This window comes from Massilia sp., from assembly GCF_032106685.1.
Taxonomy (GTDB): domain Bacteria; phylum Pseudomonadota; class Gammaproteobacteria; order Burkholderiales; family Burkholderiaceae_D; genus Telluria.
Genome location: NZ_DAMCPG010000036.1, coordinates 1 through 26,769 on the forward strand (window position 1 = coordinate 1; position 26,769 = coordinate 26,769).

Below are 26,769 nucleotides of genomic sequence, written 5' to 3' on the forward strand. Positions count from 1 at the left end.
GGCTCTTCCGGCCTGACTCACACTAACCGGCCTCTACGAAAGCCGGGGCGGTTCAAAACCGCAGCATGGACACTCGTAGGGTGGGTTCTCGAACCCACCATCACAAGGTTTGACTATTCGCAATACACACCGCGAGACCGCCCAAATTCAAGCATCCACCCGATAAATCCCTTGATTTTCACGCATCCTGCATAGACAAGCTCACCATCACCCACCCCATTTTGGTGCATTCGTTGTGTTTCAGTCACACCCAGTAGTTGAGCCTGTAAATATTGATTAGCATGAAATTTTTCTCACTGGAGATGTTTCGTGGTTAATCCAACTCAGCTGCGCCGCGCGGTGCTGCTTGCCCTGTATGGCGGCGGCGCGCTGGCCGCTTTCGTTCCACCGGCCCTTGCCCAGACCGAAGCGCCCGCCACGCCCGCCACCGCCGAGGCAGCCGCGATGCAAAGCGTGCACGTGGTCGGCACGCGCCGCACCGGCGCCACCTCGACCACCGACACGCCGGTCCCGGTCGACGTCATCCCGATGACGCGCCTGGCGGAACAAGGCAGCCAGTTCGACCTGGCGCAGACGCTGACCAACATCTCCCCCTCGTTCAACTCGACGCGCCAGAGCGGCGCGGACGGCGCCGACCTGGTCGATTCGGCGGCCCTGCGCGGCCTCGGCTCGGACCAGACCCTGGTGCTGGTCAACGGCAAGCGCCGCCACACCACCGCGCTGGTCAACCTGTTCGGCGCGCGCAACCGCGGCAACACCGGCACCGACCTGAACGCGATCCCGATGATGGCGATCCGTAACGTGCAAGTGCTGCGCGACGGCGCCGCCGCCCAGTACGGCTCGGACGCGATCGCCGGCGTGATGAACATCGAACTCAAGAAGAACCTGGGCTGCGAAGCGGTCGCCGGCTGGGGCCAGTACACCGAAGGCGACGGCGACAACTACCTGGCATCGGCCTACTGCGGCATCGCGCTCGCCGGCGGCACGTTCGGCGTGACTGGCGAGTACCTGAACCGCGGCCGCTCGAACCGCGCCGAGGAAGGCAACCCGCGCATCATCGGCGACAGCAAGACCGAAAACCAGACCGTGTACATCAACGGCGACTTCGCCCTCGGCGGCGGCAAGGCGTATCTGACCGCCGGCGTCCAGCGCCGCGACGCCTCCTCGGCCGCGTTCGCGCGCGGCGGCATCGGCTCGGACGACATCCCGTCGCGCAACTCGGCCGCCATGTATCCGGACGGCTTCGTCCCCTTCATCAACGGCGACCTGAAGGACCGCTACGCTACCCTCGGCTACCGCACCAAATTCGGCGACTGGAGCGCCGACTTCTCGCAGACCTACGGCTACAACCGCCTCGACTACACGATCGCCAACACGCTCAACGCGTCGATCGCCCAGCTCGACTTCATCCGCGGCGGCCAGGGCATCAGCCCGAGCTCGTTCTCGGCCGGCGGCTTCGACTTCCGGCAACTGACCACCAACGCCGACTTCAGCCGCTACTACGGCGGCATCTTCAACGGCCTGAACGCGGCCTTCGGCTTCGAGTACCGCAAGGAGAACTACCGCATCTTCGCCGGCGAACCGGGCTCGTACATAGACGCCGACGGCGTCGGCGTTGGCGGCAATGCCGGCAGCCAGGGCTTCCCGGGCTTCCAGCCGGGCGACGCCACCGACCGCGGCCGCCACAGCAGCGCCGCCTACCTCGACCTCGAGGCCGACCTCACCGAGCGCCTGAAGCTGCAGGCCGCGCTGCGCCACGAGCGCTTCTCCGACTTCGGCTCGACCACCGACGGCAAGCTCGCCGCCGCGTATAAACTCGGCGGCGACGTGCTGCTGCGCGGTTCGCTCAGCACCGGTTTCCGCGCGCCCTCGCTGCAGCAGGTGTACTTCTCCTCGACCTTCACCGACTTCGTGGGCGGCCAGCCGCTCGACGTGGTGCTGGCGCCGAACGGCGGCGCGGTCGCCAACGCGGCCGGCATCCCGAAGCTGACCGAGGAAAAGTCGAAGAGCGCTACCTTCGGCGCCACCTGGACGCCGTCGCCATCGACCTCGGTCACGGCCGACCTGTACCGCATCGACATCGACGACCGCATCGTGCTCTCGGGCCGCTTCGACGCCGAGAACTACCCGGCGCTCGGCGCCACCCTGCAGGCCCTGGGCGTGGGCCAGGCCCAGTTCTTCGTCAACTCGGTCGACACCGAAACCAAAGGCCTGGACATCACGGCCTCGCACCGCATGCCCCTGGCCGCTGGCCGCCTGAACACCTTCCTGGCGCTGAACTTCAGCAAGACCGAAGTGACCGGCGTGCATGCGCCAAGCGCGCTGGCCGGCTTCGAGGACGTGCTGCTGTCCGAACGCGAGCGCCTGTTCATCGAACAGGGCGGCCCGCGCCGCAAGGCCACGCTCGGCTTCGAGTACACGCAAGGCAAGCTGGGCACGGATTTCCGCATCATCCACTTCGGCCCGCAGACCCTGGGCACCTTCTCGGGTCCGCCGGTGCCGAACGCCTACTACGAGCCGAAAACCTCGGCCGACCTGGCCTTCACCTGGTCGTTCAACGATAAGACCAAGCTGACCGTGGGCGGCACCAACATCTTCAACGTCAAGCCGACCGAACAGGATCCGAACGAGACCGACAACGGCTTCAAGTACGAGAGCGTGCAGTTCGGCCTGAACGGCGCGGCGTACTTTGCGCGCCTGTGGCACAAGTTCTGACGGACAGGCGCGGCAGCAGCCCGCGCCCGACCGCTTGACGGGCCTGCCTGCGCTGCGCGCGCAGGCAGGACCGTTCCCACCAGCAACCGGCAATGACGAAATTGATTTTTGCTGTTCAGCAGCAAACGCATTGATCGACCTATATAATCCAGGTTTATCGGAAATGCCGAAGGAGTTTTCATGCACGCCGGTCAGAACTCCTCGCAGCAAATGGCGCAGGAAGCTGTCGCCATCCTCGAAAGCATTTCGGACGGCTTTTACTCGGTCAACCGTGACTGGCAATTCACCTATGTGAACCGGGAGGCCGAACGGCTGCTCGGCGTGGCGCGCGAGCAGATCCTCGGCCGCTCGATCTGGGAGGCCTATCCTCCCCTGTGCGGCACCCCCTTCGAAACCGCCTACCGCAAGGCCATGCGCGAGCAGGCCGCCGCCCAGGTCACCTCGTATTACCCGGACCACCAGAAATGGTACGAGGTGCGGATCGCGCCCGTGGCCAGCGGCCTGACCTTCTACTTCCGCGACGTGAGCGCGCAGGTGAAAACGGAACAGGCGCTGCGCGAAAGCGAACGCAACTTCCGCCAGATGGCCGAATCGATTCCGCAGATCGTCTGGATCGTCGACGCGTCGGGCCGCGGCGTGTACTTCAACCACCAGTGGGAAGCCCATACCGGCGTTCCCATCGATTCGACCACGCCGGCGCACGTGGCCGAGGAGTTCGTCCACCCCGAGGACCGCGCCGCGACCATGGCGGCCTGGAACATCGCCTACGAGGAGCGCAGCGGCTTCCATGTCGAACACCGCATCCGCTCGGCCGCGGGCGACTACCGCTGGTTCCTGGTGCGCGCCGAGCCCTACCTGGGCGAGGACGGCAGGATCGAGCGCTGGTTCGGCACCTCGACCGACATCCACGAAGAAAAACTGGTCAAGATCGCGCTCCGGGAAAGCGAAGAGCGCCTGCGCTCGCTGCTCGAATCGGTACGCGCGGCGGACCGGCGCCACTCCTTCCAGCTGGCGCTGGCCGACCGCATCCGTCCCCTGCTCGATCCCGAGGAAGTGACGGCGGTGGCCAGCGAGCTGCTCGGGAAATCGGTCGGCTGCGGCCGCGTCGTCTATGGCGAGGCGGACCAGACGGTCGGGCACCTTTCCCTCAAGCGCGACTGGACCGACGGCAACCTGGTGTCGATGAGCGGCACGCGCCTGCACCTGGACGACTTCGGCTGCGCCATCGTCGACGTGCTGCGCGCCCGACGCAACGTCGTCATCGACGACATCCTGGCCGATCCGGTCGGCGCGCGCCATGCCGCGGCCTACCTGCCGGCCGGCATCCGTGCGGTCCTCGCCATTCCCCTGATGAAGAACGGCCGCCTGCGCGCCGTCCTGAGCCTGCACCATGCCGAGGCGCGCCGCTGGACGCCCGAACAGATCGCGATGGCGGAGGACATGGTCGACCGCACCTGGTCGGCCGTCGAGAGCGCGCATGCGCAGGCCGCACTGCGCGCCGAGCGCGACCAGAGCCGCCATATCTTCGACAGCATGACCGAAGGCTTCGCCCTGCTCGACAGCGACTGGACCGTCCTGCAGGTCAACGAGATCGGGGCCAGGCTGTCCTACATGACGCGCGCCGAACTGCTCGGCCGCAAGCTGTGGTCGGCGATGCCGGACCTGGCCGGCGGTCCGGTCGAAGCGCTCTACCGGCGCGTGCAGTCGAGCAGGCAGCCGGACAATCTCGAATACCTGCAGCTGATCCCGGACGGGGCGACCTGGCTCGACATCCGCGCCTATGCGCTGCCGGAAGGCCGGCTCGCAGTATTCTTCCGCGACATCAGCGAACGCAAGTCGGCCGAGGACAAGCTGCGCGACGCCGACCGCCGCAAGGACGAGTTCCTGGCGATGCTGGCGCACGAGCTGCGCAACCCGCTGGCGCCGATCGGCGCGGCGGCGCACCTGCTACGCATGGGCAAGCTGGACGAAGACCGGGTGCGCCACACCAGCCAGATCATCGGCCGCCAGGTCGATCACATGAGCCACCTGATCAACGACCTGCTCGACGTCTCGCGCGTCACGCGCGGCCTGGTCGAACTGGACAATGCGGCGGTCGACATCCGCCAGGTCGTGCACGAGGCGATCGAGCAGGTGGCGCCGCTGATCCAGGCACGGCGCCACCGCCTGCACGCGCAGATCGCGCCCGGGTCGTCCCTCGTCATGGGCGACAGGAAGCGGCTGGTGCAGGTCGTCAGCAACATCCTGAACAACGCCGCCAAGTACACCAGCGAGGGCGGCACCATCACGCTGAGCGCCGACATATCGGACGCCCTGGTGTGCATCGAGGTGGCCGACAACGGCATCGGCATGGCGCCCGACCTGGCGGCGCATGCCTTCGACCTGTTCTCGCAGGCCGAGCGCAGTTCGGACCGCTCGGCCGGCGGCCTGGGGCTGGGCCTGGCGCTCGTCAAGAGCCTGGTCGAGCTGCACGGCGGCAGCGTCACCTGCGCCAGCGCGGGGCTGGGCGAAGGCAGCGTGTTCCGTGTCTGCCTGCCGCGCCTGGCCGGCGACGCCGCGGCCGGCGGCCCGGACGGCAACGAGCGCGCGGCGGGACCGGCCGGCGGCGGCCTGCGGGTCCTGGTGGTCGACGACAATGCCGATGCGGCGGCGATGCTGGCCATGGTGCTGGAAAGTCTGGGCCACCGCGTCGCGGTCGAGCACAGTTCGCTCGCCGCGCTCGAGCGCGCGCGCCGCGAGCGGCTTGACGCGTGCGTGCTCGACATCGGCCTGCCCGACATCGACGGCTACGAGCTGGCGCGGCGCCTGCGCGCGCAGCCGGAATCGGCCGATGCGGTGCTGGTCGCCGTCACCGGCTACGGCCACGAGAGCGACCGCCGGCGCTCGCTCGCCGCCGGCTTCGCCCATCACCTGGTCAAGCCGGCCGACACCGGCCAGCTGATGGCGATCCTGGCGGAGGTCGGCAAGGCGCGGGAACTGCGCAACCAATAAAAAGTAGGGTGGGGTCTTCGAGGCCGGGGGCCTTGAAGACGAACGTGCCCACGCGTGAACGGTGAGCAGTGTTGGCCTGCTTTTCGCGCCAACACTACGCAAAGGTCACGCGTGGGCACGGGGCGCCCACCCTACTTTTTCTACCAGGCCTTAACCGACGACCTTCTCGGCCTCGCCGGCGGCGCGGTCCTTGCCCAGACGCTGCTCCCAGTAATGCGCATTCTTGATCCCCAGCGCCACCGGATCGAACTGCGGGTCCTTGCCCGCGGCCTTTTGCGCCTCGTAGTCGCGCAGGCACTTGAAGGCGACGTTGCGCATCAACAGGATCGCGACCAGGTTCAGCCAGGCCATCAGGCCGACGCCGATGTCGCCCAGGGCCCAGGCCACGTCGGCGGTCTTGACGGTGCCGTAGACGGTGGCGGCGATGATCGCGACCTTCAGCGCGAACTTCATCCACGGATGGCGCGCATGGCGGTCGATGTAGGCGATGTTGGTCTCGGCGATGTAGTAGTAGGCGACGATGGTGGTGAAGGCGAAGAACAGCAGCGCCACGGCCACGAAGATGGCGCCGAAGCCCGGCATCGTGTTCTCCAGCGCGGTCTGCACGTAGCCGGGGCCGCTGGCCACGCCCTGCACGCCGGTGTACATCGCGACGCCGTTCGGGCCCTCGACGTTGTACTGGCCGGTGATGAGCAGCATGAAGGCGGTGGCCGAGCACACGAACAGGGTGTCGACGTAGACCGAGAAGCCCTGCACCAGGCCCTGCTTGGCCGGGTGGCTGACTTCGGCGGCCGACGAGGCGTGCGGGCCGGTGCCCTGGCCGGCCTCGTTCGAGTACACGCCGCGCTTCACGCCCCACTGGATGGCCATGCCGATGATGGCGCCGAAGCCCGCGTCGAGGCCGAAGGCCGAGCTGAAGATCAGTTTCAGTACGCCGGGCAGCTGTTCGATGTGCAGGAAGATGATGACGCAGGCGACGATGATGTAGCCCAGCGCCATGAAGGGCACGATCAGTTCGGCGAAGGTGGCGATGCGCTTGACGCCGCCGAAGATAATGAAGCCCAAGGCGATCGCCAGCAGGGCCGCGGTGACGTTCGGGTCGATGCCGACGGCGGTCTTCAGGCCTTCGGCGATCGAGTTGGCCTGCACGCCCGGCAGCAGCAGGCCGGTGGCGAGGATGGTGGCGAAGGCGAAGGTCAGCGCGTACCACTTCATGCCCAGGCCCTTCTCGATGTAGAAGGCGGGGCCGCCGCGGTATTCCTTGGCGATCTGCTCCTTGTAGACCTGGCCCAGGGTCGATTCGACGAAGGCCGAGCTGGCGCCGAGGAAGGCCACCGCCCACATCCAGAACACGGCGCCGGGGCCGCCGAAGGTGATCGCGGTCGCCACGCCGGCGATGTTGCCGGTGCCGACACGGCCGGCCAGGGTCATGGTCAAGGCCTGGAAAGACGAGACGCCCTGCTCCGAACTCTTGCCCTCGAACATGATGCGTGTCATTTCACGGAAGTGGCGCAACTGGAGGAAGCGCGAGCGCAGCGAGAAATACAGGCCCGCGCCCAGGCAGAGCACGATCAGTGCCGGGCTCCAGATAATTCCATTGATGGTACTGACCAACTCATTCATCTACATGTTCCCCATTGCATGTGCGGCGACGCGGCTGTCGCCTGGATGTTGTCGTTCATGACCGGAAACGTTGCCCGATCTTCAAGAGCCACACGATACCTCAAGCTTTGGGCGATTCCTATTTTTTTGTTGCGATTGTTTCCGGCTGCACCGGCACAGGGCGTGCGGCGGCATGGGGAGCCGTTCGCCGCCCACCCGTGGGGCATTCGCGCACCAGTCTCAAAGCCAGTATCATTCGGGCCGAGAAATCGATAAAGAAGAGGAATTCCATGGTCATCGTGACCCACAATGGCAAGTTCCATGCGGATGACGCATGGGCTTGCGCCGTACTGAACATCCTGTATCCCGAAGCCGAACTGGTGCGCACGCGCGACACGGCCACCATCGCGGCGGCCGATTTCGCGGTCGACGTCGGCGGCATCTGGGACCCGGCCCGCGGCCGCTTCGACCACCACCAGAAAGGCTTCGACGGCGCCCGCGCGACCGGCGTCCCGTATGCCAGCGCCGGGCTGGTCTGGCGCGAGTACGGCGCGCGCTGCGTGGCCGCGCTGGCCGCCGCCCACCTCGGCTGCCAGCTGAAGGACAGCACCGCGCTCGAGATGGCGTATTCGATCGACGCCGACATCGTCCAATACCTCGACCTGTCGGACGTCGGCGCGGCGAAGAACGCGCCGGGCGGCTACGGCCTGTCGGCCATCGTCTCCGGCTTCAACCCGAACTGGCTGGACGAGGAGCGCATCGGCCACGGCGCGCCGACCGAAGCCTATCGCCTGCAGGAATTCCGCCGCGCGATGGCCCTGCTGACCGACATCATGGTCAATGCCGTCAAATACCGCGTCGGCGCCCTGCTCGCGGTGGAACAGGTGCGCGCCGCCGAGCCGCTGGACAACGGCCGCCTGCTCTACCTGCACAACAGCGCCCTGCCCTGGTCGAGCGTGGTGCGCAAGGAAATGCCGAAGGTCCTGTTCGTCGTCAGCCACAGCATCGGCGAAGGGCGCTACATGCTGCACACGGTCTCGGTCAGCCCCGAGAGCTTCGAGGCGCGCGCCGACCTGCCCGCGTCCTGGGCCGGCCTGCGCGACGCCGACCTGGCGGCGGTGACCGGCGTGCCGGATGCGACCTTCTGCCACAACGGCAGGTTCATCGCGGCGGCCAAATCCTACGAGGGGGCGCTGGCGATGGCGCGGCTGGCGCTGGACGCGGTCGACGGCGGCCGCTAGCCGGACCTTGCCAGCCGGCGCGCCGCCTGCTTCGCCGGCGTATCCCCCAGCGGCAGCAGCCAGGCCGAGCGCGCGAAGGCGCGCACCAGCGCCGCTTCGCCGCGGCGCAGGCCGCGCCCGCGCAGCTGCGGCAGCGAGCGCACCGGTTCCGGGCTCATCTCCACCGCGGCGCGCACCAGCAGGCGCTGCAGCGGCCGCAAGGGCGCGGGCACGATCGGCGCCCCGGCCATGATCGTCAAAAACTCGTCGAGGATGTGCGATCCTTCCAGGCCGGGCGCGGTCGCGGCGAGCAGCGCTTCCCACTGTGCCCATGTGTGCGGCAGGCCGGTCGCGCCATACAGCCGGGCGGCGGCCTGGCCTTCGGCAAAGGCGGCGTCCTTCTCCTGCGCGGACAAGGGCTGGACGTAGCGGTGCCAGGCCTCGGTGAAGCCGTAGACGGCGGTCGCCTGCACCCAGTCGAGCAGGCGCGGATCGTTGGCGCGGTAGGCCAGCCCCTCGGGCGTGGTCCCCGTCACCTGGTCGTGCAGGCGCACGACGCGCGCGATCATCCGCTCGGCCGCCGAGCGCGGGCCGTAGACCGTCATCATGGCGGCGAAGCCGGTGCGGCGCAGGCGCATGCCCGGGTCGCGCCGGAAACCTCCGTGGTCCCAGACGCCCGCGCGCACCGAGGGCTCGGCCAGCTCGAGCAGCACCGCCGCCACGCCGCCGACGAACAGGACGACCGGGTTGGCGAACACCCGCCAGGCGACGCCGTCCCTGGGGGCCAGCGCCGGCTCGCCGGGCGGTTGGCTGAAGTCGAATTCCATGCCCGCGGGCGGGCGCATCAGTTCCTGGATCGCCTGCAGCATCGTCGCTCTCCTCAGGCGCCGGCGCCGCCCGGCGCCAGGCGGCAGCCCTTGCGCGCCAGGTGCCGCGTGTAGAGCGCATCGTAGCCGGCCACCATCGCATCGACGCTGTAGCCGGCCTGGACGTGCGCGCGGCCGGCGGCGCCATGCGCCGCGCGCAGCCCGGCATCACCCACATAGGCCGCGATCGCGTCGGCGAACGCCTGCGGCTCGGACGGATCGGCCAGGAAGCCGGTGCGCCCCTCCAGCACCAGTTGCGGCACGCCGCCGACGCGGCTGGCCACCACCGGCAGGCCGCTCGCCATCGCTTCCAGGATCACCACCGGCGTCGCCTCGGACAGCGAGGGCAGCACGAACACCGACCAGGCGCGCAGGATGGCGGCCACGTCGCCGCGCGCGCCCGGCAGCCATACGCGCTCGCTCCAGCCCGCGGCCGCGACGCGTTCGCGCAGGGGTTCCAGCAGGGGCCCGTCGCCGACGATGACAAGGCGCAGGTCGAAGCGCGGCGGCGGGAAGCGCGCCAGCAGCAGCGCGAAAACGTCGAGCAGCCCGGCGTGGTTCTTGATGCGGTCGGCGCGCCCGACGGTGCCGATCCAGATCGGCTGCGGCGCGGCCACGGCAGGGGCAGCGGCGGGCGCCGGCGCGTAGCGCGCCGTGTCCACCCCGTTGGCGACCATCGCGATCTTTGCGCCGGGGATGCCGATCGTGTGGCGCAGCCAGCCGGCCAGGTCGCCCGAGACCGGCACGTAGGCGTCGATCGCCGGCGCCAGCAGGCGCCGCAGCAGGTTGTAGCGGCGGTGCCTGCCGTCGATCTCGACGCTGTCGCGGCCATGCTCGGCATGGATGCGCACCGGCACGCCCGCCAGCAAGGCGGTGGCGTTGTATTCGATGGCGCCGACGTTGTAGGTATGCAGGATCGCCGGGCGCAGGCGGCGCAGCAGGCGCCACAGTTGCAAATGGGTGGCCGGGCTCTTCCCCGGCGGCTTGTGCAGGTCGTGGAAGGCGACGTCCGCGCGCTCGATGCGCTGCGCGCCATCCCGGGTGGGGGTGAGGCAGATGACGGCGTGGCGATAGTGCTGCGCGGGGATGCGGTTGATGCATTCGGCCAGCAGGGTCTGCAGGCCGCCGCAGCCGAAGCTGTAGACGAGGTGGGCGACCAGCGGGACCTCGTCCGGCATGGGCATGGCTGCCGTAGGTTCCAGGTCCGCCATCAATGGCGCAGCACGGGAGCGTGCGCCGGGACGCCCTGGGCCGCCTGCTGGAATAGCCGGATCTGGCCCTGGATCGTCTCGTCCCAGCCGAAATGCTCGGCGTAGGCGCGGGTCGCCGCGTGATCCGGATAATGGGCCATCAGCCGCCGCACGCCGTCGACGATGTGGGCGGGCGTCGCGCTCGGCATCAGCACCCCGGCCGGCGGACTGCCCACGACCTCGGCCGTCCCGCCGACGTCGCTGGCGACCACCGGCGTGCCGCAGGCCATCGCTTCCAGCAGGACGTTGGCCCAGCCCTCGCGGCAGGAGGCCAGCACCAGCGCATCGGCCGCGCCGTAGTAGTCGCGCAGCCGTTCCTGGGGCAAGGGGCCGAGGAAGGCGACCCGGTCGGCCACGCCGACGGCCGCTGCCAGCGCCTCGAGCTTCTTGCGGTCGGGCCCGCTGCCGGCGATCATCAGGCCAACGCCGGGCAGCTCGGCCAGGGCGGCAATGATGTGGTGGTGACCCTTGAGCTGCTCCAGGTGCCCCACCGACAGCAGGGTGAAGCCCTCCATGCCCAGCTGCCGGCGCATGGCTGCGCGCTCGACCGGCCGGAACAGCGCGAGGTCGACGCCGTTGCGCAGCGGAATGATCCGCTCGCCGTCCATCCCGAACGCGACCATCCGGGTCTTCAGCGCCTGGCACACGGTGATCATCGCGGCCGCATGCTGGGCGGCCCAGAGCATCATCGGGCGGGCCACCGGATCCTGCAGGATCAGGTTGATGTCCGAGCCGAGCGCCGAGATCACGACCGGCTTGTGGAAGTATTTGCCGAGCAGGACGGCGGCAACGCCGTCGGGATAGAAATAATGGGCGTCGATCAGGTCGAAGTCGTAGCCTTCGTCCAGCAGGCGGCCGATGATGGCCTTGGCGAAATATGCCATGCTAAAGGGCGCGACATACATGTTCATCCTGGGTATCGCCATGTAGCGCGGATGAAACACGTCGACGCCGACCCGGGTCTCGACCCGCGGCGCCCGGGCAAAGACGCCGTAGGCCCCGAACACGTCGTGGGGAAATGGAAACCAGGGAATCGGGGCGACCACCTTGGCCTCGACCTCGCCGGTGGCGAGCTGATGCCGCAGCGTCGTTTCGGTGAAAATGCCATGGTGGGGCTTGGCGGCATTCGGAAACAGCGTACTGAAGGTGAGCACTCTCGTAGGCATGGTCCTGGCGACAGCAAGCGCAAGTAGTGTGTTGCCGCGTATGCTCTCATCGCTTCGGCTTTATCGCAAGCGAGAAGACGATCAAAAAAGACACTTTTTTCGCAGTCCGGTGGCCGATGTTGGCAAGGTGCTTATCACACTTTCTTACAGGTATACCTACCAAAAGAAACAGCCCCGGCATGCCGGGGCTGTTTCCAACAAATCTTCTGACGGCCGATCGATTACTTCGAGGCGTCCTGGATCTTTTCGCCGGCGCGTTCGACGGCACGGCCGGTGGCCGCGGTGGCGTTGGACGCGCCTTCCTTGACGTCCTGGGCGGCTTCGCGCGATTCCTGGCGCACTTCGGCGCCCGCTTCGCGCATCTTTTCGCCGGCACGGTCGGTCGCCTGGTCGATGTTTTCGCCGGCGCGGTCGGCGGCGTTCTCGATGCGTTCGCCGGCGCGGTCGGTGGCGGCGTCGACGCGCTCGGCGGCTTCACGGGATTCGGCGGCGGCCTTGGCGCCGGCGTTGTCGATGGCGGCGCCGGCTTCCTGGGCCGGGCCCATGTTCGGGTTGTCGTCGGCTTTCTTGCAGCCGGTGGCGACCATGGCAACAGCAAGCATCAGGGCAGGAATGGTGATCTTTTTCATGGTGGGCTCCTTTGTTTAAAAGTTGTAATTTAGATTACATCTTTCCGCAGAAGCACGTCACACAATTGGTGTAACGGGTGTTGCGAAATGTAAGCGGGCGCCGTGTTAGGATTTGTGCATGGACCGCCGCACCGACTACAAGACCGCCCTGCTCATCCACACCATCGTCAACGCGCCGCTGGCGCTGGGCCAGCCTTCCCCTGCGCGCGAACTGGCGCGCCTCGGCGTGCCCTTCGACGTGGCGCGCCGCGTGCTCACCAAGCCTGCCGAGCGGCGCCACCAGTTTCCGTCGCGCGAGTTGCCGACGGACCTGCGCTGAGCCTTCACGCTTTTCCCAGCGGGAAACGCACCAGCGCCGCCAGCCCGCCCAGCCGTTCCGACTTGTCGAGCTTGAGCGTCGCCCCGTGGCGCTCGGCGATGGCCTTGATGATCGCCAGGCCCAGGCCGCTGCCGGCGGCCTCGCTGCCGGCGACGCGGTAGAAGCGGTCGAACACGCGCTCGCGCTCGTCGGGCGGGATGCCCGGGCCGCTGTCCTCGACCGTGATCTCGGCCGCATCCTTTTGCAGGCGCACCGCGATGTCGACCGTGCCGCCGCCCGGCGTGTACTTCACCGCGTTCTCGACCAGGTTGCGCAGCAGGATGTGCAGGGCGTCGGGCTGGCCCGCGATGCTGACCTCGTCGGCGTGCTGCAGGCCGAGGTCGATTCCCTTGGCCTGGGCCAGGCCGGCCAGGTCGCCGATGGTGCGGCGCGCCAGCTCGGCCAGGTCGACCGGCTTTGCCGCCGCGCCGTCGCCGGCCGAGGCTTCCTGGCGCGCCAGCACCAGCAATTGCTCGACCAGGCGCGTGGCGCGGTCGATGCCGGCGGTCAGGCGCGCCACCGCCAGCTTGCGCGCCTCGACGGTCTCGGCGCGGTCCAGGCTTTGCGCCTGCAGGCGCAGCGCGGCCAGCGGCGTGCGCAGTTCGTGGGCGGCGTCGGCGACGAAATGCTGCTGGGCGTCGAACGCCGTCCGCACGCGGTCGAACAGCAGATTCAGTTCGTGCACCAGCGGGCGCACCTCGTCCGGCAAACCGGCTTCCGACACCGGCGACAGGTCGTCGGCCTGGCGCGCCGCCACCTGCTTGCGCACCCGCGCCACCGGTTCGAGCGAGCCGCTCACCACCCACCAGACGACCAGCATCAGGATCGGCATCATGACCGCGATCGGGCCCAGGGTGCGCAGCGCCAGGTTGCCGGCCATGTTGCGGCGCACGGCCAGGTCCTGGGCCACCTGCACGGTCTGGCCGGCGGTCTGGATCGAGAACACGCGGTAGGTGGTGCCGTTGGCGCGCACGTTGGAAAAGCCGAGCACCGCGCGCTGCGGCAGGCGCGCGCGCGAGACGCTGTGGAAGACCTGCACGCCGTCCGGGGACCACATCTGCACCACCAGGTCGTCGTTGCCCGGCGCGTCCTCGATGCGCTCGCGCGCCTCGGTGTTCGACAGCGGGGTACCCGAGCGCAGCGAGAGCGCCATCTGCTGCATGTGGTAGTCGAAGATCTGGTCGGCGTCGGACAGCGCCGTGTTGTAGGCGATCGAGGCTTGCGCCAGCGCCGCCAACGTGATTGCCGCCAGCAGGAACCAGAGCAGGCGCCCGCGCAGCGAATGTGTCACCTTCATGCCTTGGGTACCATGTAGCCCACGCCGCGCACGTTCTGGATCAGGTCGCTGCCGAGCTTCTTGCGCAGGCCGTGGATGTAGACCTCGACCGCGTTGCTGCTCACCTCGTCGCGCCAGCTGTAGAGCTTTTCTTCGAGTTGAGCACGCGAGAGCACGGCGCCCGGACGGGCGACCAGCGCTTCCAGCACCGCCCATTCGCGCGCCGACAGCGAGACCGGTTCGCCGTCGACCAGGGTTTCGCGGGTGGCGGGATTGACCGAGATGTTCTTGTATTCGAAGACGGGTTCGGCGCGCCCGGCGGCGCGCCGCAGCAGCGCGCGGATGCGCGCCAGCAGTTCGTCGAGATCGTAGGGTTTCAGGACGTAGTCGTCGGCGCCGGCGTCCAGCCCGGCGATGCGCTGGGCGACCGAATCGCGCGCGGTGGCGACCAGCACCGGGGTGCGGTCCTTGCGGTTGCGCATCGAGCGCAGGACGTCGAGCCCGTCCTTCCTCGGCAGCCCGAGGTCGAGCAGGACCAGGTCGTAGTTCTGGTTCTGCACCAGGGCCGTGTCGGCCATTTCGCCGTCCTTGACCCAATCGACGGCGTAGTGCTCGGCCCGCAGCAGGTCGAGCACCACCTCACCGATCATCGTATCGTCTTCCACCAGCAGCAGCCGCATGTTTGCACCTTTTTGAGTGTTACCCGGCTGCGCTGGCGAAGCTGTTTCAGCCAATCCGCACCGGAATGAAGATTCTGTCATTCCCGCGCTGGATCAGCAAGGCGACCGACTTGGTGGACTTGCCGACCACGTCGCGCACCTGCTCGACGCTGGTGACGGGCTTGCCGTTCACCGACAGCAGCACGTCGCCCGGCGCCACGCCGGCCAGCTCGGCGGCGCCGCGCGCGTCCTCGATCACGAGGCCGGAGGCGATGCCGCTCTGGCGGCGCTCGACAGGGTCGAGCGGACGCAGGACCAGGCCCAGCTTGGCGCCCTTGTCGGCAGCGGCCAGCTCTTCGCGCTCGCTCGGCATGGCCCGGTCGGCCGCATTGCCCAGGGTTGCGTTCAGGCGCACGATCTTGCCGTCGCGCCAGACGTCGAGCGCGACCTTGTCGCCCGGCTTGGCCACCGCCAGCGAGCCCGGCAGGTCGCCCGAGCCGATGATCGGCTGGCCGTTCACCTTGCGCACGATGTCGCCCGCCTTCAGGCCGGCCTTTTCGGCCGGGCTGCCGCGTTCGACGTTGGCGATCAGCGCGCCTTCCGGCGAATCGAGGTTGAAGGAATCGGCAAAGCCCTGGTTCACGTCCTGGATCGAGACACCCAGCTTGGCATGCTCCACCTTACCGGTGGCCATGATCTGGTCCTTGATGCGCGAGGCGACGTCGATCGGGATCGCGAACGACAGGCCCTGGTAGCCGCCGGTCTGGCTGTAGATCTGCGAGTTGATGCCGACCACCTCGCCGCGCGTGTTGAACAGCGGACCGCCCGAGTTGCCCGGGTTGACCGCGACGTCGGTCTGGATGAACTGCACGTTGCCGTCGCTCGGCAGGCTGCGCCCGGTGGCGCTGACCACGCCGGCGGTGACGGTCGACTCCAGTCCATAGGGCGAACCGATCGCCAGCACCCATTCGCCGGTCTGCAGGTTGCGCGCATTGCCCAGCGGGACGGTCGGCAGGTTCTTGGCGTCGATCTTCAGCACGGCGACGTCGGTGGCCGAGTCGGAACCGAGCACCTTGGCGCGGTATTCGCGGCGGTCGGCCAGCTTGACCGTGACTTCGCTCGCGCCTTTTACCACGTGGGCGTTCGTCAGGATGACGCCGTCCGGGCTTACGATAAAGCCCGATCCGGCGCCGAAAACGGGAGTGTCGCGTTGCGGACCGCGCGGGTCCTGGAACTGGCGGAAGAACTCGTAGAACGGATGGCGCGGGTCCATCTGCGGCATGGCGTTCGTACTGGTCTTGGTGGTGCCCATGACGCGGATGTTCACCACCGCCTTGCCGTTCTGCTTGGCGATGCGGGTGAAGTCCGGCAGGGTGACGGTGGCGGCGGGAGCGCCTGCCGCCACCGCGGGGGCCTGGGCCGGCGCGGCCGGAGCCGCAGCCGTGGCAGCGGCCGGCGGCGTGGCCTGGGCGGTAGCGTTGTTGTGGTTGACTGCAACCGCACCGACCGCGCCGCCAATAACGCCCGCCGCGCACAGCGCCAGCGTGAGACGTTTTGCGGTGATGGCAGTGATTGCACCTTCGTTTTGCATGGACGTGCTCCTGGATGTTGGTGTTGGCCGATGACGGATCATCGATGGTTGTAGTGTCGCCGATCTGTCTTAGAACATGCTTAAAGCTCATCCTTGGGGGCGGTACGGCAACGTGAGCGATGCCCCTACGGTTCGCACGGGACGTAGGGTGGGCACCCCGTGCCCACGCGTGAACGATGCACATTGTTGACCTGGTATACGCGCCAACAACATGCAAGCGTCACGCGTGGGCACGTCATCGATGCCCCCAGCATCAATGACCCCACCCTACTCCCTACCGGACAATTCTGTCCGCCCCGGGACGTAAAAAAGGGCGCCCGATGGGCACCCTCTTTCGCTACTGCCTGATACCTTAGGCTGCCTGACGCTGTTCCAGTTGCTGGACGTTGTCGATGGTGCCGTTTGCGTCGCCAATCGCGATCTTGCGCGGCTTGAGGGCCTCGGGCACTTCGCGCACCAGCTCGATGGTCAGCATGCCGTTGTCGAACGAGGCGGTGGTGACCTTCACGTGGTTCGCCAGCTGGAAGCGCTGTTCGAAGTCGCGGGCGGCGATGCCGCGGTGCAGGTAGGTACGCTGGGTCTCGTCCTTCTGCTTGCGACCGGTCACGTGCAGGGTGTCGCGCTCGGCGACGATTTCCACTTCGTCGCGGGTGAAGCCGGCAAGGGCCATCACGATGCGGTATTTGTCCTCGGCGACCAGCTCGATGTTGTACGGCGGGTAGCTCGGCTGCGACTCGGCGCGTTGCTCGAGCAGGCTGGCCAGGCGGTCAAAACCGATGGCGGAACGGTACAGGGGAGTCAGATCGAAAGTACGCATGATAAATATCCTTTTCAAAGTTAAGCGATATGTTGACGGACCTCATCGTGAGCATCCGTTGAGACCAATCTAATGCCACCCCAAGCCGTTTTCAAGATATACGAAATACGGATTTTTAGGCTATTTTGCAAATTTTATTTGAAATGATGTTTCAGAGTATTTCGTCGGATTTCCCTCTGGGCCGCGTGCTACACTCGTCCGGTTTTGTCACCCGAACACACCGAAAGATGAGCGCTCACGCACCGTTTTCCTTCGCCACCAAGGCGGCCTCCACCCTCGCCCTGGCGCTCGCGCTGGCCTTCCCCGCACAGGCCGCCGTGCCGGCGCCCGTCGACCAGCCCTACCCCGGCACCATCGTCCTGAAGGTCGATGCGACCAACCTCTCGCAGCAGATCTTCCGCATGCGCATGACGGTGCCGGTCAAGCCCGGCCCGATGACCTTCCTGTACCCGCAATGGCTGCCGGCGAACCACGGCCCGAGCGGCCCGCTGACGCAACTGGCGGGCCTGAAGTTCACGGCCAACGGCAAGCCGGTCGAATGGACGCGCGACCCGGTCGAGGTGTTCGCCTTCCACGTCACCGTGCCCGAGGGCGCGTCGACCCTGGACGTCGAATACCAGTTCCTGTCGCCGCTCGACCCTGGCCAGGGCCGCATCGTCATGACCGACGACATCATCGGCCTGCAATGGCCGTCGGTGACGCTCTACCCGGCCGGCTACGTGGCGCGCCGCATCACGGTCCAGCCTTCGCTCACGCTGCCCGCCGGCTGGCAGTACGGCACCGCGCTGGAGACGGCCGAACGCCAGGGCGACGAGATCCGCTTCAAGCCGCACGACCTGGAAACGCTGATCGATTCGCCGCTGTTCGCCGGCCGCCACTTCAAGCAGTACGACCTCGACCCGGGCGCCAAGGTGCGCGTGTCGCTGAACGTGGTCGCCGACAATCCGGAAAGCCTGGAAGCCAGGCCCGAGCAGATCGCCGCCCACCGCGCGATGGTCCAGCAATCGCTCAAGCTGTTCGGCTCGCACCACTACAACCACTACGACTTCCTGCTGGCGCTGTCGGACGAATTCGGCGGCATCGGCCGCGAGCACCACCAGTCGAGCGAGAACGGCGTCAAGCCGGGCTACTTCACCGACTGGGCGCGCGGCGAGGCCGGCCGCGACCTGCTGCCGCACGAGTACACCCACTCCTGGAACGGCAAGTTCCGCCGCCCGGCCGGCCAGGACGTCCCGAACTTCAACACCCCGCTGCAGAACAGCCTGCTGTGGGTCTACGAGGGCCAGACCCAGTACTGGGGCGGCATCATCGCCGCGCGTTCAGGCCTGGTGTCGAAAGCCGGCGCGCGCGACGCGCTGGCCGCCACCGCGGCGCGCTACGACAATACGCAGGGCCGCGCCTGGCGCGCGATGCAGGACACGGTGAACGACCCGATCATCGCCGGCCGCCGCGCGCTGGCCTGGAGCAACTGGCAGCGCAGCGAGGACTACTACTCGGAAGGCGCGCTGGTCTGGCTCGACGTCGACACCAAGATCCGCGAGCTGTCCGGCGACAAGCGCTCGCTCGACGATTTCGCGCGCGCCTTCTATGGCATCGACAACGGCAGCTTCCTGCCGGCCTTCTACACCTTCGAGGACGTCGTCGCCACGCTGAACAAGGTACAGAAATTCGACTGGGCGCCCTTCCTGCGTGCGCGCGTCGACGGCCACGGCCCGGGCGCGCCGCTCGACGGCTTGCAACGCGCGGGCTGGAAGCTGGTCTACACCGACACCCCGACCGACGCCGTCAAGGCTTCCGAGGAGCGCAGCAAGTCGGCCGACTTCAGCTACTCGCTGGGCTTCTCGGTGCGCGCCGACGGCAGCGTGAGCAACGTGATCTGGGACGGCGTCGGTTTCCGCGCCGGCCTCGCCGGCAACGCGACCATCGTGGCCGTGAACAACCGCGTGTACAAGCCGGACGTGCTGAAGGCGGCGGTAAAGGCGGCCAAGGGCACGAAAGCGCCGATCGAACTGCTGGTCCGCAAGGGCAACAACCTGCGCACCATCTCGCTCGACTACCACGACGGCCTGCGCTACCCGCGCCTGGAACGCATCCCGGGCACGCCGGACCGCCTGGAAGCGATCTACAAGGCGCTGAAGTAAATCGGGGTCGGTGGTATGCTGGCTGTATGACTACCGACTCTTCAGACATTGAACTGTCCGGGCCTTTCAAGGCCGCGGACGGTAACGGCCAAACCCACGACGTCAAGGCGATCCGCATTTTCGACGAGGGTTATGGGATCATCGACGTGTACGTGGACTTCGCCAAGCCCATCGATGCGGGGCTCTACAAGGACAAGGTCCTGGTGAAGCAGATCATCGACCGCCTGCGCGCGCTCGGTTACAAAGGGCCGGACTTCGGCCACAGCGATCCGGGCCTGCAGGACCGCAAGCTGATCGTGCTCGAAGCGCCCGAGGAGTTCGCGGCGTTTGCCAAGAGCCGCGGCTGGAAGAACCTGGCGGAAGACTTCGACGAATAACGCGTAGGGTGGGCGGCTCCACCCGAATGTGGACATTTCCGCGCCTTCGTCGCCGCCCACGCGGTGATCGTTATCGGCTCCGCCACCGGGCTCGATGACCTTGCCGCCAACCACCACCGCGTGGGCGGCGCACACGCGGGTGAGGAACAAACATCCGGGTAGAGCCACCCACCCTACGGGACATCACACCTTCTCGGCATACCGCGCGCTCCACGCCGCGATCATTGCCGCCACCTGCGCGGCATCGTCCCTCCCCGTCACCAGGTGATCCATCCCGTCGAGCGAGACGAAGCTCTTCGGATACTGCGCCAACTCGAAAATGCGCTGGCCATTGGCGATATCGACGGTATCGTCCTGCGGCGCATGCATCACGAGCAGCGCGCGGCCGAGTCCCGCGATCCGCTCACTCAATGCGTGCTGCGTCGCATCCTCGACGAACTGCTGGCGAATCCAGAAATCGCGTCCCGCCAGCTTGACCCGCGCCTCGCCCGACCGGGCCAGCGTGTCGAGGTGTTCGGAGAACAGCTTGTCGACGACGTAGTGCGGATCGCTCGGCGAGGCGATCGTCACCACGGCTTTCGATTCCGGAATGCGGGCCGCCGCGGCCAGCACCGCCGTGCCGCCCATGCTGTGGCCGACCAGCAGGCGCGGCGCCTCGAAATGTTCGCGCAGGAACGCGGCGGCTGCGACCAGGTCTTCCACGTTCGACGAAAAATTGGTGTCGGCAAAATTGCCGGCGCTGGCGCCGAGGCCGGCGAAATCGAAGCGCAGCATCGCCACGCCGCGCTCGGCCAGGCCATGGCAGATGCGGTTCGCCGCCAGCACGTCCTTGCTGCAGGTGAAGCAATGGGCGAAGACGCCGTAGGCGCGCGGTGCGCCGTCGGGCATGTCCAGCTTGGCCGCCAGCTTGCCGTGCGGGCCCTGGAACTCGACGCGTTCTGTGAGCATATATCCTTCCTGTGTTTCTACAGCGCCGCGGTCATGCGCTTGAACTGCCGCAGCCGGTCCTGGTTGACGCAGTAGCAGACCCGCTGCACGTCCGACGAGCCCTCGATCAGCCCGGCCTCTTTCAGGATCGAGACGTGCTGGGAGATCGTCGACGGCGCCAGCGGCAGCACGTCGGCCAGGCTGCCGAAATAGCAGTCGCCATGCGCGATCAGGTGCCGTAGCAGTTGCAGGCGCGCGGGATGCGCAAGGGCCTTGCACATGCGCGCCAGGTCCTCGGCGTCGATCTCGTCGGCGGGAGCGCGGGAGGTGGATGGAGGGCAGCAGGATGTGGACATGGCAGGCATTCGTCGTTTGGCGAACGAAGAATAGCCGTCAGGCGGTGCGCTTGTCAAAAGCCTCGCCCGGCTCCGGTGCGCAGGCGGACGAGACCGCCCGCAGGTAGAAGGCGAAGGAGACGACCGACAGCGCCAACAGCGCCCACACGAGCAGCGCCGGATCGTCGTCATGACCGAGGAGCGCCGCCGCCACCAGGGGGCCGGCCGCCTTTGCCAGCAGCGACGGGCCGGCCATGGCGCCGGCGATGGCGCCGTAGTGCGCGCGCCCGAACAGAGCCTGGGGCAGCGAACCGCGCAGGATGGTGAGGATGCCGTTGCTCAGGCCATACAGCACGCAGAACAGCGCGGCCGCCCAGCCCTGGCCGCCGGCCAGGACCAGGACGAGCAGGGCCGCCGGCAACATCGCGAAGCTGAGCTTGCCGACGGTGTGCGGCGCCGTGTCGCGCGCCAGCGTCATTTCCCCGACGCGTCCCGCCACCTGCATCGGGCCGATCAGCGCGGCCAGCAGCAGCGCCGCCGCCGGCGCCTGCCCCAGGCGTCCGAGCAGCGCGATCAGGTGCACCGCCATGGCCGAGAAGATGAAGGTATTGGCCGAGAAGGCCAGTGCCAGCGCCCAGAATGCCCGATGGCGCAGCGCTTCGCCCAGGGTATGGCTGCGCCGCGCGCCGCCGGCGCCGGTCCTTGCGCGGGGCGGATCGCCACCGAGCCACAGATGCAGCGGCAGGCACACGATGAGCTGCGCGAGCCCGTACCACAGGTAGGTGCCGCGCCAGCCGAGCAGCGCATGGAGCTGCGCGGTCAGCGGCCAGAACAGGGTGCTGGCGAAGCCGCCGAACAGGGTCAGCGTCGAGATCGACCGTCGCGAGCCGATAGCGAGCTTGCGGTTGATGGTGGCGAAGGCGGCTTCGTAGAGCGTCATGGCCATCGCCAGCCCGACCAGGGTCCAGGCGAGATAGTAGGAGACGATCCCGTCGCAGCGGCCGAGCCAGGCCAGCCCGAGGAAGCACAGGAGGGAGCCGGCCGCCATCACGTAACGCCCGCCGTGGCGGTCCAGCAGCACCCCGACCGGGGTTGCGGCCAGCCCCGCGACGAGCAGGGCCCAGGAGAAGGCGCCAAACACCTCCGCCGGCGCCAGGCCCAGCTCACGCCCGATGTCGGGCGCCAGGATGGCGAAGGCGTAGTACAGCGAGCCCCAGGAAACGATCTGGGTGACGGCCAGGATGCCGATGGTTTTCGATGGCTGGTGCACGGGAACTCCGGAAAGTGGCGTCCGCCGCCTGCGCCGGCGGCGGGATCGTGCCGTTCAGGCGCAGCAGGAAGCAGGCGCCGCGGCGGGAACGCCGCAGCACGGTGCCGCCGCGGCCGGCGCTTCCTGGTAGGCCAGGCGCGTATTGCAGACGCCCGTTTCCGGCAGGTCGAGCTGGACCTCGTCGGCCGCCGCCAGGTCGCCGGCCAGGGCGGCCGCCACGGAACGCACCTGCTCGTAGCCGGTCGCCAGCAGGAAGTTCGGAGCGCGGCCATAGCTCTTGGCGCCCACGGCGTAGTAGCCGGGTTCCGGGTGCGCCAGTTCGCGGTGCCCATGCGGGCGGACGGTGCCGCAGCTATGCTCGTTCGGATCGATCAGCGGCGCCAGCGCATCGGTGCTCTCGAGCCAGGGATCGTGGCGCACGCGCAGCTCCCGCGTCAACGCGAGGTCGGGGCGCGCCCCGGTGGCGCAGACGATGCGGTCGATACCGTCGATCACGGGCGCCACGACGTCGCGCGCTTCCCCGGTCACGCGCAGGCGGCCTTCGATCTCGGCCACCTCCTCGATGCGGAAGTCCTGGCGCAGCGCCAGGGCGCCCGAATCGCGCAAGGCTTTCAGCCGCATTCCCAGCTCGCCGCGCGCCGGCAGGCCATCGGCTGCGCCGCCGCCGAAAACGCGGGCCAGCTGGCTGCCGCGGGTCGCCCACACGATGCTGGTTCCTGGATGAACCTGGGCCAGTTGGGCCAGCGCGAGCAAGGTGCCGGCAGCGGAGTGCCCGGCGCCGACGACCAGCACCCTGCGGCCCGCGAAATGCGCGCGGGCGGCGCCGAGCACGTCGGGCATGCCGTAGTCGATGCGCGCGGCCAGCGCCGCTTCGCCGAGGGCTGCGATGCCGTCCGCGCCCAACGGATTCGGATGCGACCAGGTGCCGGTGGCATCGATCACGGCGCTGGCCAGGTACTGGCGCGGTCCCTCGGCCGTTTCCGCGCGGATGAGGAAGGGAGCGCCGTCGCGGCCTCGGGTCCTGACCTTGTCGAAGCCGAGGCGGGTAATGGCGGTGACGCGGTGGCCGAGCCGCAGGTTGGCGCCGATCGCGGCCAGTCCCGCGAGCGGCACGAGATAATCGTCGAGCAGTTCGCCGGCAGTCGGCAGGCCGTCGGCGGCTGGCGCCTTCCATGCCTGGGCCTGCAGCAGGCGCCGCGCCGCCTTGTCGATGTTGTAGCGCCATGGCGAGAACAGGCGCACGTGGCGGTAGGCGGCGAGGTTGGCGCCCACGGCGGCGCCTGCTTCCAGCACCAGCGGAGCCAGGCCGCGTTCGATCAGGTGCGCCGCCGCGGCCAGCCCGACCGGCCCCGCGCCCAATACCGCGACCGGCAATGCTTGTCCATCCTGCGTTTTCATCTCGTTCTCCTCGTGTAGACCGGCGTCCGCCGGGCATGCGTGTCCGGCTGCACGGCGCAGCCATTCTTAATTCGTCGAATTACGAACAACACACAACGACGACGTTGAAAAAGGCAGCACCAGCGGCGCTTATTCGTTGTTCGACGAATACAGAATATTTGCAGCGCTATCGCTCTGTCAAGACATTTCGATAATTGTGGAATCGTCGTATTGAACTTGTCGAGAGGGACTCGATTCGACTATACTCGAAATATCGAATCAACTCGGAAGCAGGCATGGACAACAAGGATGCAGTATCGGCCCTGGCCGCCCTCGCACAGGAGTCGCGGCTGGCGGTGTTCCGGCTGCTGGTGCAGGCCGGCCCCGAAGGCCTGGCCGCGAGCAGGATTGCGCAGGCGCTCGGCATGCCGCCCTCCTCGCTCTCGTTCCACCTGAAAGAGCTGTCCAACGCGCATCTCATCGTGCCGCGCCAGGAGGGCCGCTTCGTCATCTATGCCGCGCAGTTCGACACGATGAACGCCTTGCTTGGCTTCCTGACCGAGAACTGCTGCGGCGGCAGTCCGTGTTCGCCAACCGGCGGCTCCGCGTGCGACGCGGGAGCGTCCGCCTGAGGCTTCCGGGCGGCCACCGATCACCGTTGTCCCGAGACCCGACATGAACGTACTTTTTCTCTGCACCGGCAATTCCTGCCGCTCGCTCATCGGCGAAGCCGTCTTCAACCACCTGGCGCCAAACGGCTGGCATGCCATCAGCGCCGGCAGCCAGCCCACCGGCAAGCTGAACGAACGGGCGCTGGCCCTGCTGGCCGGCAAAGGCATCGCCACAGGCGGCTACCACAGCAAGTCCTGGGACGATTTGCCGGTCACGCCGGACATCGTGGTGACGGTCTGCGCCAGCGCCGCCGGCGAAACCTGCCCGGCCTATCTCGGCCCGGTGCTGCGCACGCACTGGGGCGTCGACGACCCCAGCCATGTCGTGGGAACCGAGGAAGAAATCCAGGCCGCCTTCGAGACCGCCTATGCCATCCTGCGCGCGCGCATCGAGGCCTTCCTGGCCCTGCCGCTGGACGAACTGGCGGGCGAGCGCGCCAGGCTCAAGGCCGAACTCGATCGTATCGGCCGTATTGGCCGTATTGGCCAGCTCGCAGCCTGAAGGGTTCCCGTGCTGACCGCCGTTCTCATTTTCCTGGTAACGCTCACCTTCGTCGTCTGGCAGCCGCGCGGGCTGGGCATCGGCTGGAGCGCCTCGATCGGCGCGCTGGCCGCCCTGCTCGCAGGCGTCATCCAGCCGGGCGACATCCCCGTCGTCTGGCACATCGTCTGGAACGCCACCGGCGCCTTCGTCGCCGTGATCGTCATCAGCCTGCTGCTCGACAAGGCCGGCTTCTTCGAGTGGGCGGCGCTGCACGTGGCGCGCTGGGGCGGTGGCAATGGCCGGCGCCTGTTCGTGCTGCTGGTCCTGCTCGGCGCGGCGGTGGCGGCGCTGTTCGCGAACGACGGCGCCGCGCTGATCCTCACGCCCATCGTGATCGCCATGCTGGCCGCCCTGCGTTTTCCGCCGAAGGCCACGCTGGCTTTCGTGATGGCGGCCGGCTTCATCGCCGACACCGCCAGCCTGCCGCTGGTCGTGTCGAACCTGGTAAACATCGTCTCGGCCGATTATTTCGGCATCGGTTTCGCGCGCTATGCCTCGGTGATGGTGCCGGTGAACCTGGCATCGGTGGCCGCCACGCTGGCGGCCCTGGCCTGGTTCTTCCGCAGGGATATCCCGGCCGACTACGACCTGGCCTCCTTGAGGAGGCCGGAGCAGGCCATCCATGACCGCGCCACCTTCGTCGCCGGCTGGTGGGTGCTGGCGCTGCTGCTGGCCGGCTTCTTCTGGCTGGACGACGTGGGCGTCCCGATCAGCGTGGTGGCCGCCGCCGGCGCCGCCGTGCTGCTCGCGGTGGCGGCGCGCGGCCACCGGATCTCGACGCGCGCGGTGCTGCGCGGGGCGCCCTGGCAGGTGGTCGTGTTCTCGCTGGGGATGTACCTGGTGGTCTACGGCTTGCGCAATGCGGGGCTGACCGATGCGCTGACCGCCGTGTTCGAGCGCTGCGCCGGCTACGGCGTCTGGGGCGCGGCGCTCGGCACCGGCTTCGTCACCGCCCTCCTGTCCTCGGTCATGAACAACATGCCGACGGTGCTGGTGGGCGCCCTGGCGATCGATGCCACCGCCACCGAGGGCGTGGTGCGCGAGGCGATGGTGTACGCGAACGTCATCGGCGCCGACCTCGGCCCGAAGATCACGCCGATCGGCAGCCTGGCGACCCTGCTCTGGCTGCACGTGCTGGCGGCGAAGGATATCCGCATCTCCTGGGGCTATTACTTCCGCGTCGGCATCGTGCTGACCCTGCCCATCCTCCTGGTCACCCTGAGCGCGCTCGCCGTGCGATTGAGCTAAAAAGGAAACACATGGACAAGATCCCGAACCTGCCCAACATCCGCCCCGCGCTGCTGGACCTGCCGACGCCGGACAAGCTCGCCCCTGTGGGCGACATGCGCCACCCGCCGCGCATCCTGCTGCTCTACGGCTCGCTGCGCGAACGCTCGTTCAGCCGCTTCCTCACCGAGGAGGCGGCGCGCATCCTGGAGCACTTCGGCGCCGACGTGAAAATCTTCGATCCGACCGAGCTGCCGATGGTCGGCAGCGTGCCCGAGACCCACCCGAAGGTGGTCGAGCTGCGCGAGCTGTGCCTGTGGTCGGAAGGCCAGGTCTGGTGCAGCCCCGAGCGCCACGGCGCGATCACCGCGGTGATGAAGAACCAGATCGACTGGATCCCGCTGGAGATGGGCGCGATCCGCCCGAGCCAGGGCCGCACGCTGGCGGTCATGCAGGTCTGCGGCGGCTCGCAGTCCTTCAACGTGGTCAATACCCTGCGCCTGCTGGGCCGCTGGATGCGCATGTTCACGATCCCGAACCAGTCCTCGGTGCCGATGGCCTACAAGGAATTCGACGAGGCGGGCCGCATGCGCCCATCAAGCTATTACGACCGCGTGGTCGACGTGATGGAAGAGCTGTTCAAGATGACGCTCCTGATGCGTGGGCGGACGGACTACCTGACGGACCGCTACAGCGAACGCAACGAGCGGGCGCAGAAGGCGATCGACCGGCAGATCGAGAAGCTGTGAAACGGCTTGCG

Annotated in this window: 23 protein-coding genes; 10 read left to right on the forward strand and 13 right to left on the reverse strand. The window is 67.9% G+C overall.

From position 1 onward, the window contains the following. Positions 1–309: 309 nt before the first annotated feature. Together RT688_RS17745 and RT688_RS17750 are read left to right on the forward strand one after the other, a co-directional pair. On the forward strand, positions 310–2,715 hold the full coding sequence (locus RT688_RS17745) for a TonB-dependent receptor domain-containing protein (protein WP_313706176.1): 2,406 nt from the start codon (positions 310–312) through the stop codon (positions 2,713–2,715). Between the two features lie 180 nt (positions 2,716–2,895). Then, the gene (locus RT688_RS17750; RefSeq protein WP_313706177.1) at positions 2,896–5,706 is read left to right on the forward strand and encodes a PAS domain-containing protein; all 2,811 of its coding nucleotides are present in this window, start codon (positions 2,896–2,898) and stop codon (positions 5,704–5,706) included. 150 nt (positions 5,707–5,856) lie between these two features. Here RT688_RS17750 and RT688_RS17755 read toward each other — a convergent pair whose 3' ends face one another. After that, complete coding sequence (locus tag RT688_RS17755; protein WP_313706178.1) at positions 5,857–7,329, reverse strand: alanine/glycine:cation symporter family protein; 1,473 nt, start codon at positions 7,327–7,329, stop codon at positions 5,857–5,859. Positions 7,330–7,598: 269 nt separating this feature from the next. Between RT688_RS17755 and RT688_RS17760 the strand changes: the two genes are divergently transcribed. Continuing rightward, positions 7,599–8,549: an MYG1 family protein gene (locus RT688_RS17760; protein ID WP_313706179.1), complete on the forward strand. Its 951-nt coding sequence runs from the start codon at positions 7,599–7,601 to the stop codon at positions 8,547–8,549. Here RT688_RS17760 and RT688_RS17765 read toward each other — a convergent pair. The 4 genes from RT688_RS17765 to RT688_RS17780 all read right to left on the reverse strand — a co-directional run bounded on the left by RT688_RS17765 (position 8,546) and on the right by RT688_RS17780 (position 12,439). Then, entirely contained in the window at positions 8,546–9,397 is an 852-nt protein-coding gene (locus RT688_RS17765; RefSeq protein ID WP_313706180.1) for an oxygenase MpaB family protein, read from the reverse strand. The two genes, RT688_RS17760 and RT688_RS17765, sit on opposite strands and share 4 nt — an antisense overlap. Before the next feature lie 11 nt (positions 9,398–9,408). Next, the gene (locus RT688_RS17770) at positions 9,409–10,578 is read right to left on the reverse strand and encodes a TIGR03088 family PEP-CTERM/XrtA system glycosyltransferase (protein WP_313706181.1); all 1,170 of its coding nucleotides are present in this window, start codon (positions 10,576–10,578) and stop codon (positions 9,409–9,411) included. Between the two features lie 26 nt (positions 10,579–10,604). Then, a complete protein-coding gene (locus RT688_RS17775; protein ID WP_313706182.1) occupies positions 10,605–11,810 on the reverse strand; it encodes a glycosyltransferase family 4 protein in 1,206 nt (401 codons plus the stop codon). Positions 11,811–12,031: 221 nt separating this feature from the next. Next, entirely contained in the window at positions 12,032–12,439 is a 408-nt protein-coding gene (locus RT688_RS17780; RefSeq protein WP_313706183.1) for a hypothetical protein, read from the reverse strand. A 118-nt stretch (positions 12,440–12,557) separates the two neighbouring features. Here RT688_RS17780 and RT688_RS17785 point away from each other — a divergent pair, with 118 nt between their 5' ends. Next, entirely contained in the window at positions 12,558–12,758 is a 201-nt protein-coding gene (locus tag RT688_RS17785) for a hypothetical protein (RefSeq protein WP_312553338.1), read from the forward strand. Between the two features lie 4 nt (positions 12,759–12,762). Here the strand turns inward: RT688_RS17785 and RT688_RS17790 are convergent, their stop codons facing one another. The 4 genes from RT688_RS17790 to RT688_RS17805 form a co-directional block, all read right to left on the reverse strand. Then, a complete protein-coding gene (locus tag RT688_RS17790; protein ID WP_313706184.1) occupies positions 12,763–14,094 on the reverse strand; it encodes an ATP-binding protein in 1,332 nt (443 codons plus the stop codon). Next, entirely contained in the window at positions 14,091–14,753 is a 663-nt protein-coding gene (locus tag RT688_RS17795; RefSeq protein ID WP_313706185.1) for a response regulator transcription factor, read from the reverse strand. The genes RT688_RS17790 and RT688_RS17795 overlap by 4 nt, the downstream gene beginning before the upstream one ends. 46 nt (positions 14,754–14,799) lie before the next feature. Continuing rightward, positions 14,800–16,323: a DegQ family serine endoprotease gene (locus tag RT688_RS17800; RefSeq protein WP_313706186.1), complete on the reverse strand. Its 1,524-nt coding sequence runs from the start codon at positions 16,321–16,323 to the stop codon at positions 14,800–14,802. Between the two features lie 352 nt (positions 16,324–16,675). Then, positions 16,676–17,140 carry an Hsp20 family protein gene (locus RT688_RS17805; RefSeq protein WP_313706187.1) on the reverse strand — a complete coding sequence of 155 codons (465 nt, stop codon included), beginning with the start codon at positions 17,138–17,140 and terminating at the stop codon, positions 16,676–16,678. A 227-nt stretch (positions 17,141–17,367) separates the two neighbouring features. On the opposite strand from RT688_RS17805, the gene RT688_RS17810 reads away from it, so the two are divergent. Then, the gene (locus tag RT688_RS17810; RefSeq protein WP_313706188.1) at positions 17,368–19,281 is read left to right on the forward strand and encodes a peptidase M61; all 1,914 of its coding nucleotides are present in this window, start codon (positions 17,368–17,370) and stop codon (positions 19,279–19,281) included. Positions 19,282–19,307: 26 nt separating this feature from the next. After that, entirely contained in the window at positions 19,308–19,658 is a 351-nt protein-coding gene (locus tag RT688_RS17815) for a hypothetical protein (protein ID WP_313706189.1), read from the forward strand. A gap of 183 nt (positions 19,659–19,841) precedes the next feature. Here the strand turns inward: RT688_RS17815 and RT688_RS17820 are convergent, their stop codons facing one another. From RT688_RS17820 to RT688_RS17835, 4 genes are read right to left on the reverse strand one after another with little or no spacing between them, the layout of a single operon-like run. Next, the gene (locus RT688_RS17820; protein WP_313706190.1) at positions 19,842–20,606 is read right to left on the reverse strand and encodes an alpha/beta fold hydrolase; all 765 of its coding nucleotides are present in this window, start codon (positions 20,604–20,606) and stop codon (positions 19,842–19,844) included. A 17-nt stretch (positions 20,607–20,623) separates the two neighbouring features. Beyond that, positions 20,624–20,941, reverse strand: coding sequence for a metalloregulator ArsR/SmtB family transcription factor (locus RT688_RS17825; protein ID WP_313706191.1), 318 nt, complete (start codon positions 20,939–20,941; stop codon positions 20,624–20,626). Between the two features lie 37 nt (positions 20,942–20,978). Continuing rightward, positions 20,979–22,190, reverse strand: a complete 1,212-nt coding sequence (locus RT688_RS17830; protein WP_313706192.1) for an MFS transporter — start codon at positions 22,188–22,190, stop codon at positions 20,979–20,981. Positions 22,191–22,244: 54 nt separating this feature from the next. Continuing rightward, entirely contained in the window at positions 22,245–23,588 is a 1,344-nt protein-coding gene (locus tag RT688_RS17835; RefSeq protein ID WP_313706193.1) for an NAD(P)-binding protein, read from the reverse strand. Between the two features lie 275 nt (positions 23,589–23,863). Between RT688_RS17835 and RT688_RS17840 the strand changes: the two genes are divergently transcribed. From RT688_RS17840 to arsH, 4 genes are read left to right on the forward strand one after another with little or no spacing between them, the layout of a single operon-like run. Continuing rightward, on the forward strand, positions 23,864–24,199 hold the full coding sequence (locus RT688_RS17840) for a metalloregulator ArsR/SmtB family transcription factor (RefSeq protein ID WP_313706194.1): 336 nt from the start codon (positions 23,864–23,866) through the stop codon (positions 24,197–24,199). A 43-nt stretch (positions 24,200–24,242) separates the two neighbouring features. Continuing rightward, positions 24,243–24,740: an arsenate reductase ArsC gene (locus tag RT688_RS17845; protein WP_313706195.1), complete on the forward strand. Its 498-nt coding sequence runs from the start codon at positions 24,243–24,245 to the stop codon at positions 24,738–24,740. A 9-nt stretch (positions 24,741–24,749) separates the two neighbouring features. Then, positions 24,750–26,030, forward strand: coding sequence for an arsenic transporter (locus RT688_RS17850; protein ID WP_313706196.1), 1,281 nt, complete (start codon positions 24,750–24,752; stop codon positions 26,028–26,030). An 11-nt stretch (positions 26,031–26,041) separates the two neighbouring features. Next, positions 26,042–26,758 carry an arsenical resistance protein ArsH gene (arsH, locus tag RT688_RS17855; protein ID WP_313706197.1) on the forward strand — a complete coding sequence of 239 codons (717 nt, stop codon included), beginning with the start codon at positions 26,042–26,044 and terminating at the stop codon, positions 26,756–26,758. Positions 26,759–26,769 lie beyond the last annotated feature (11 nt).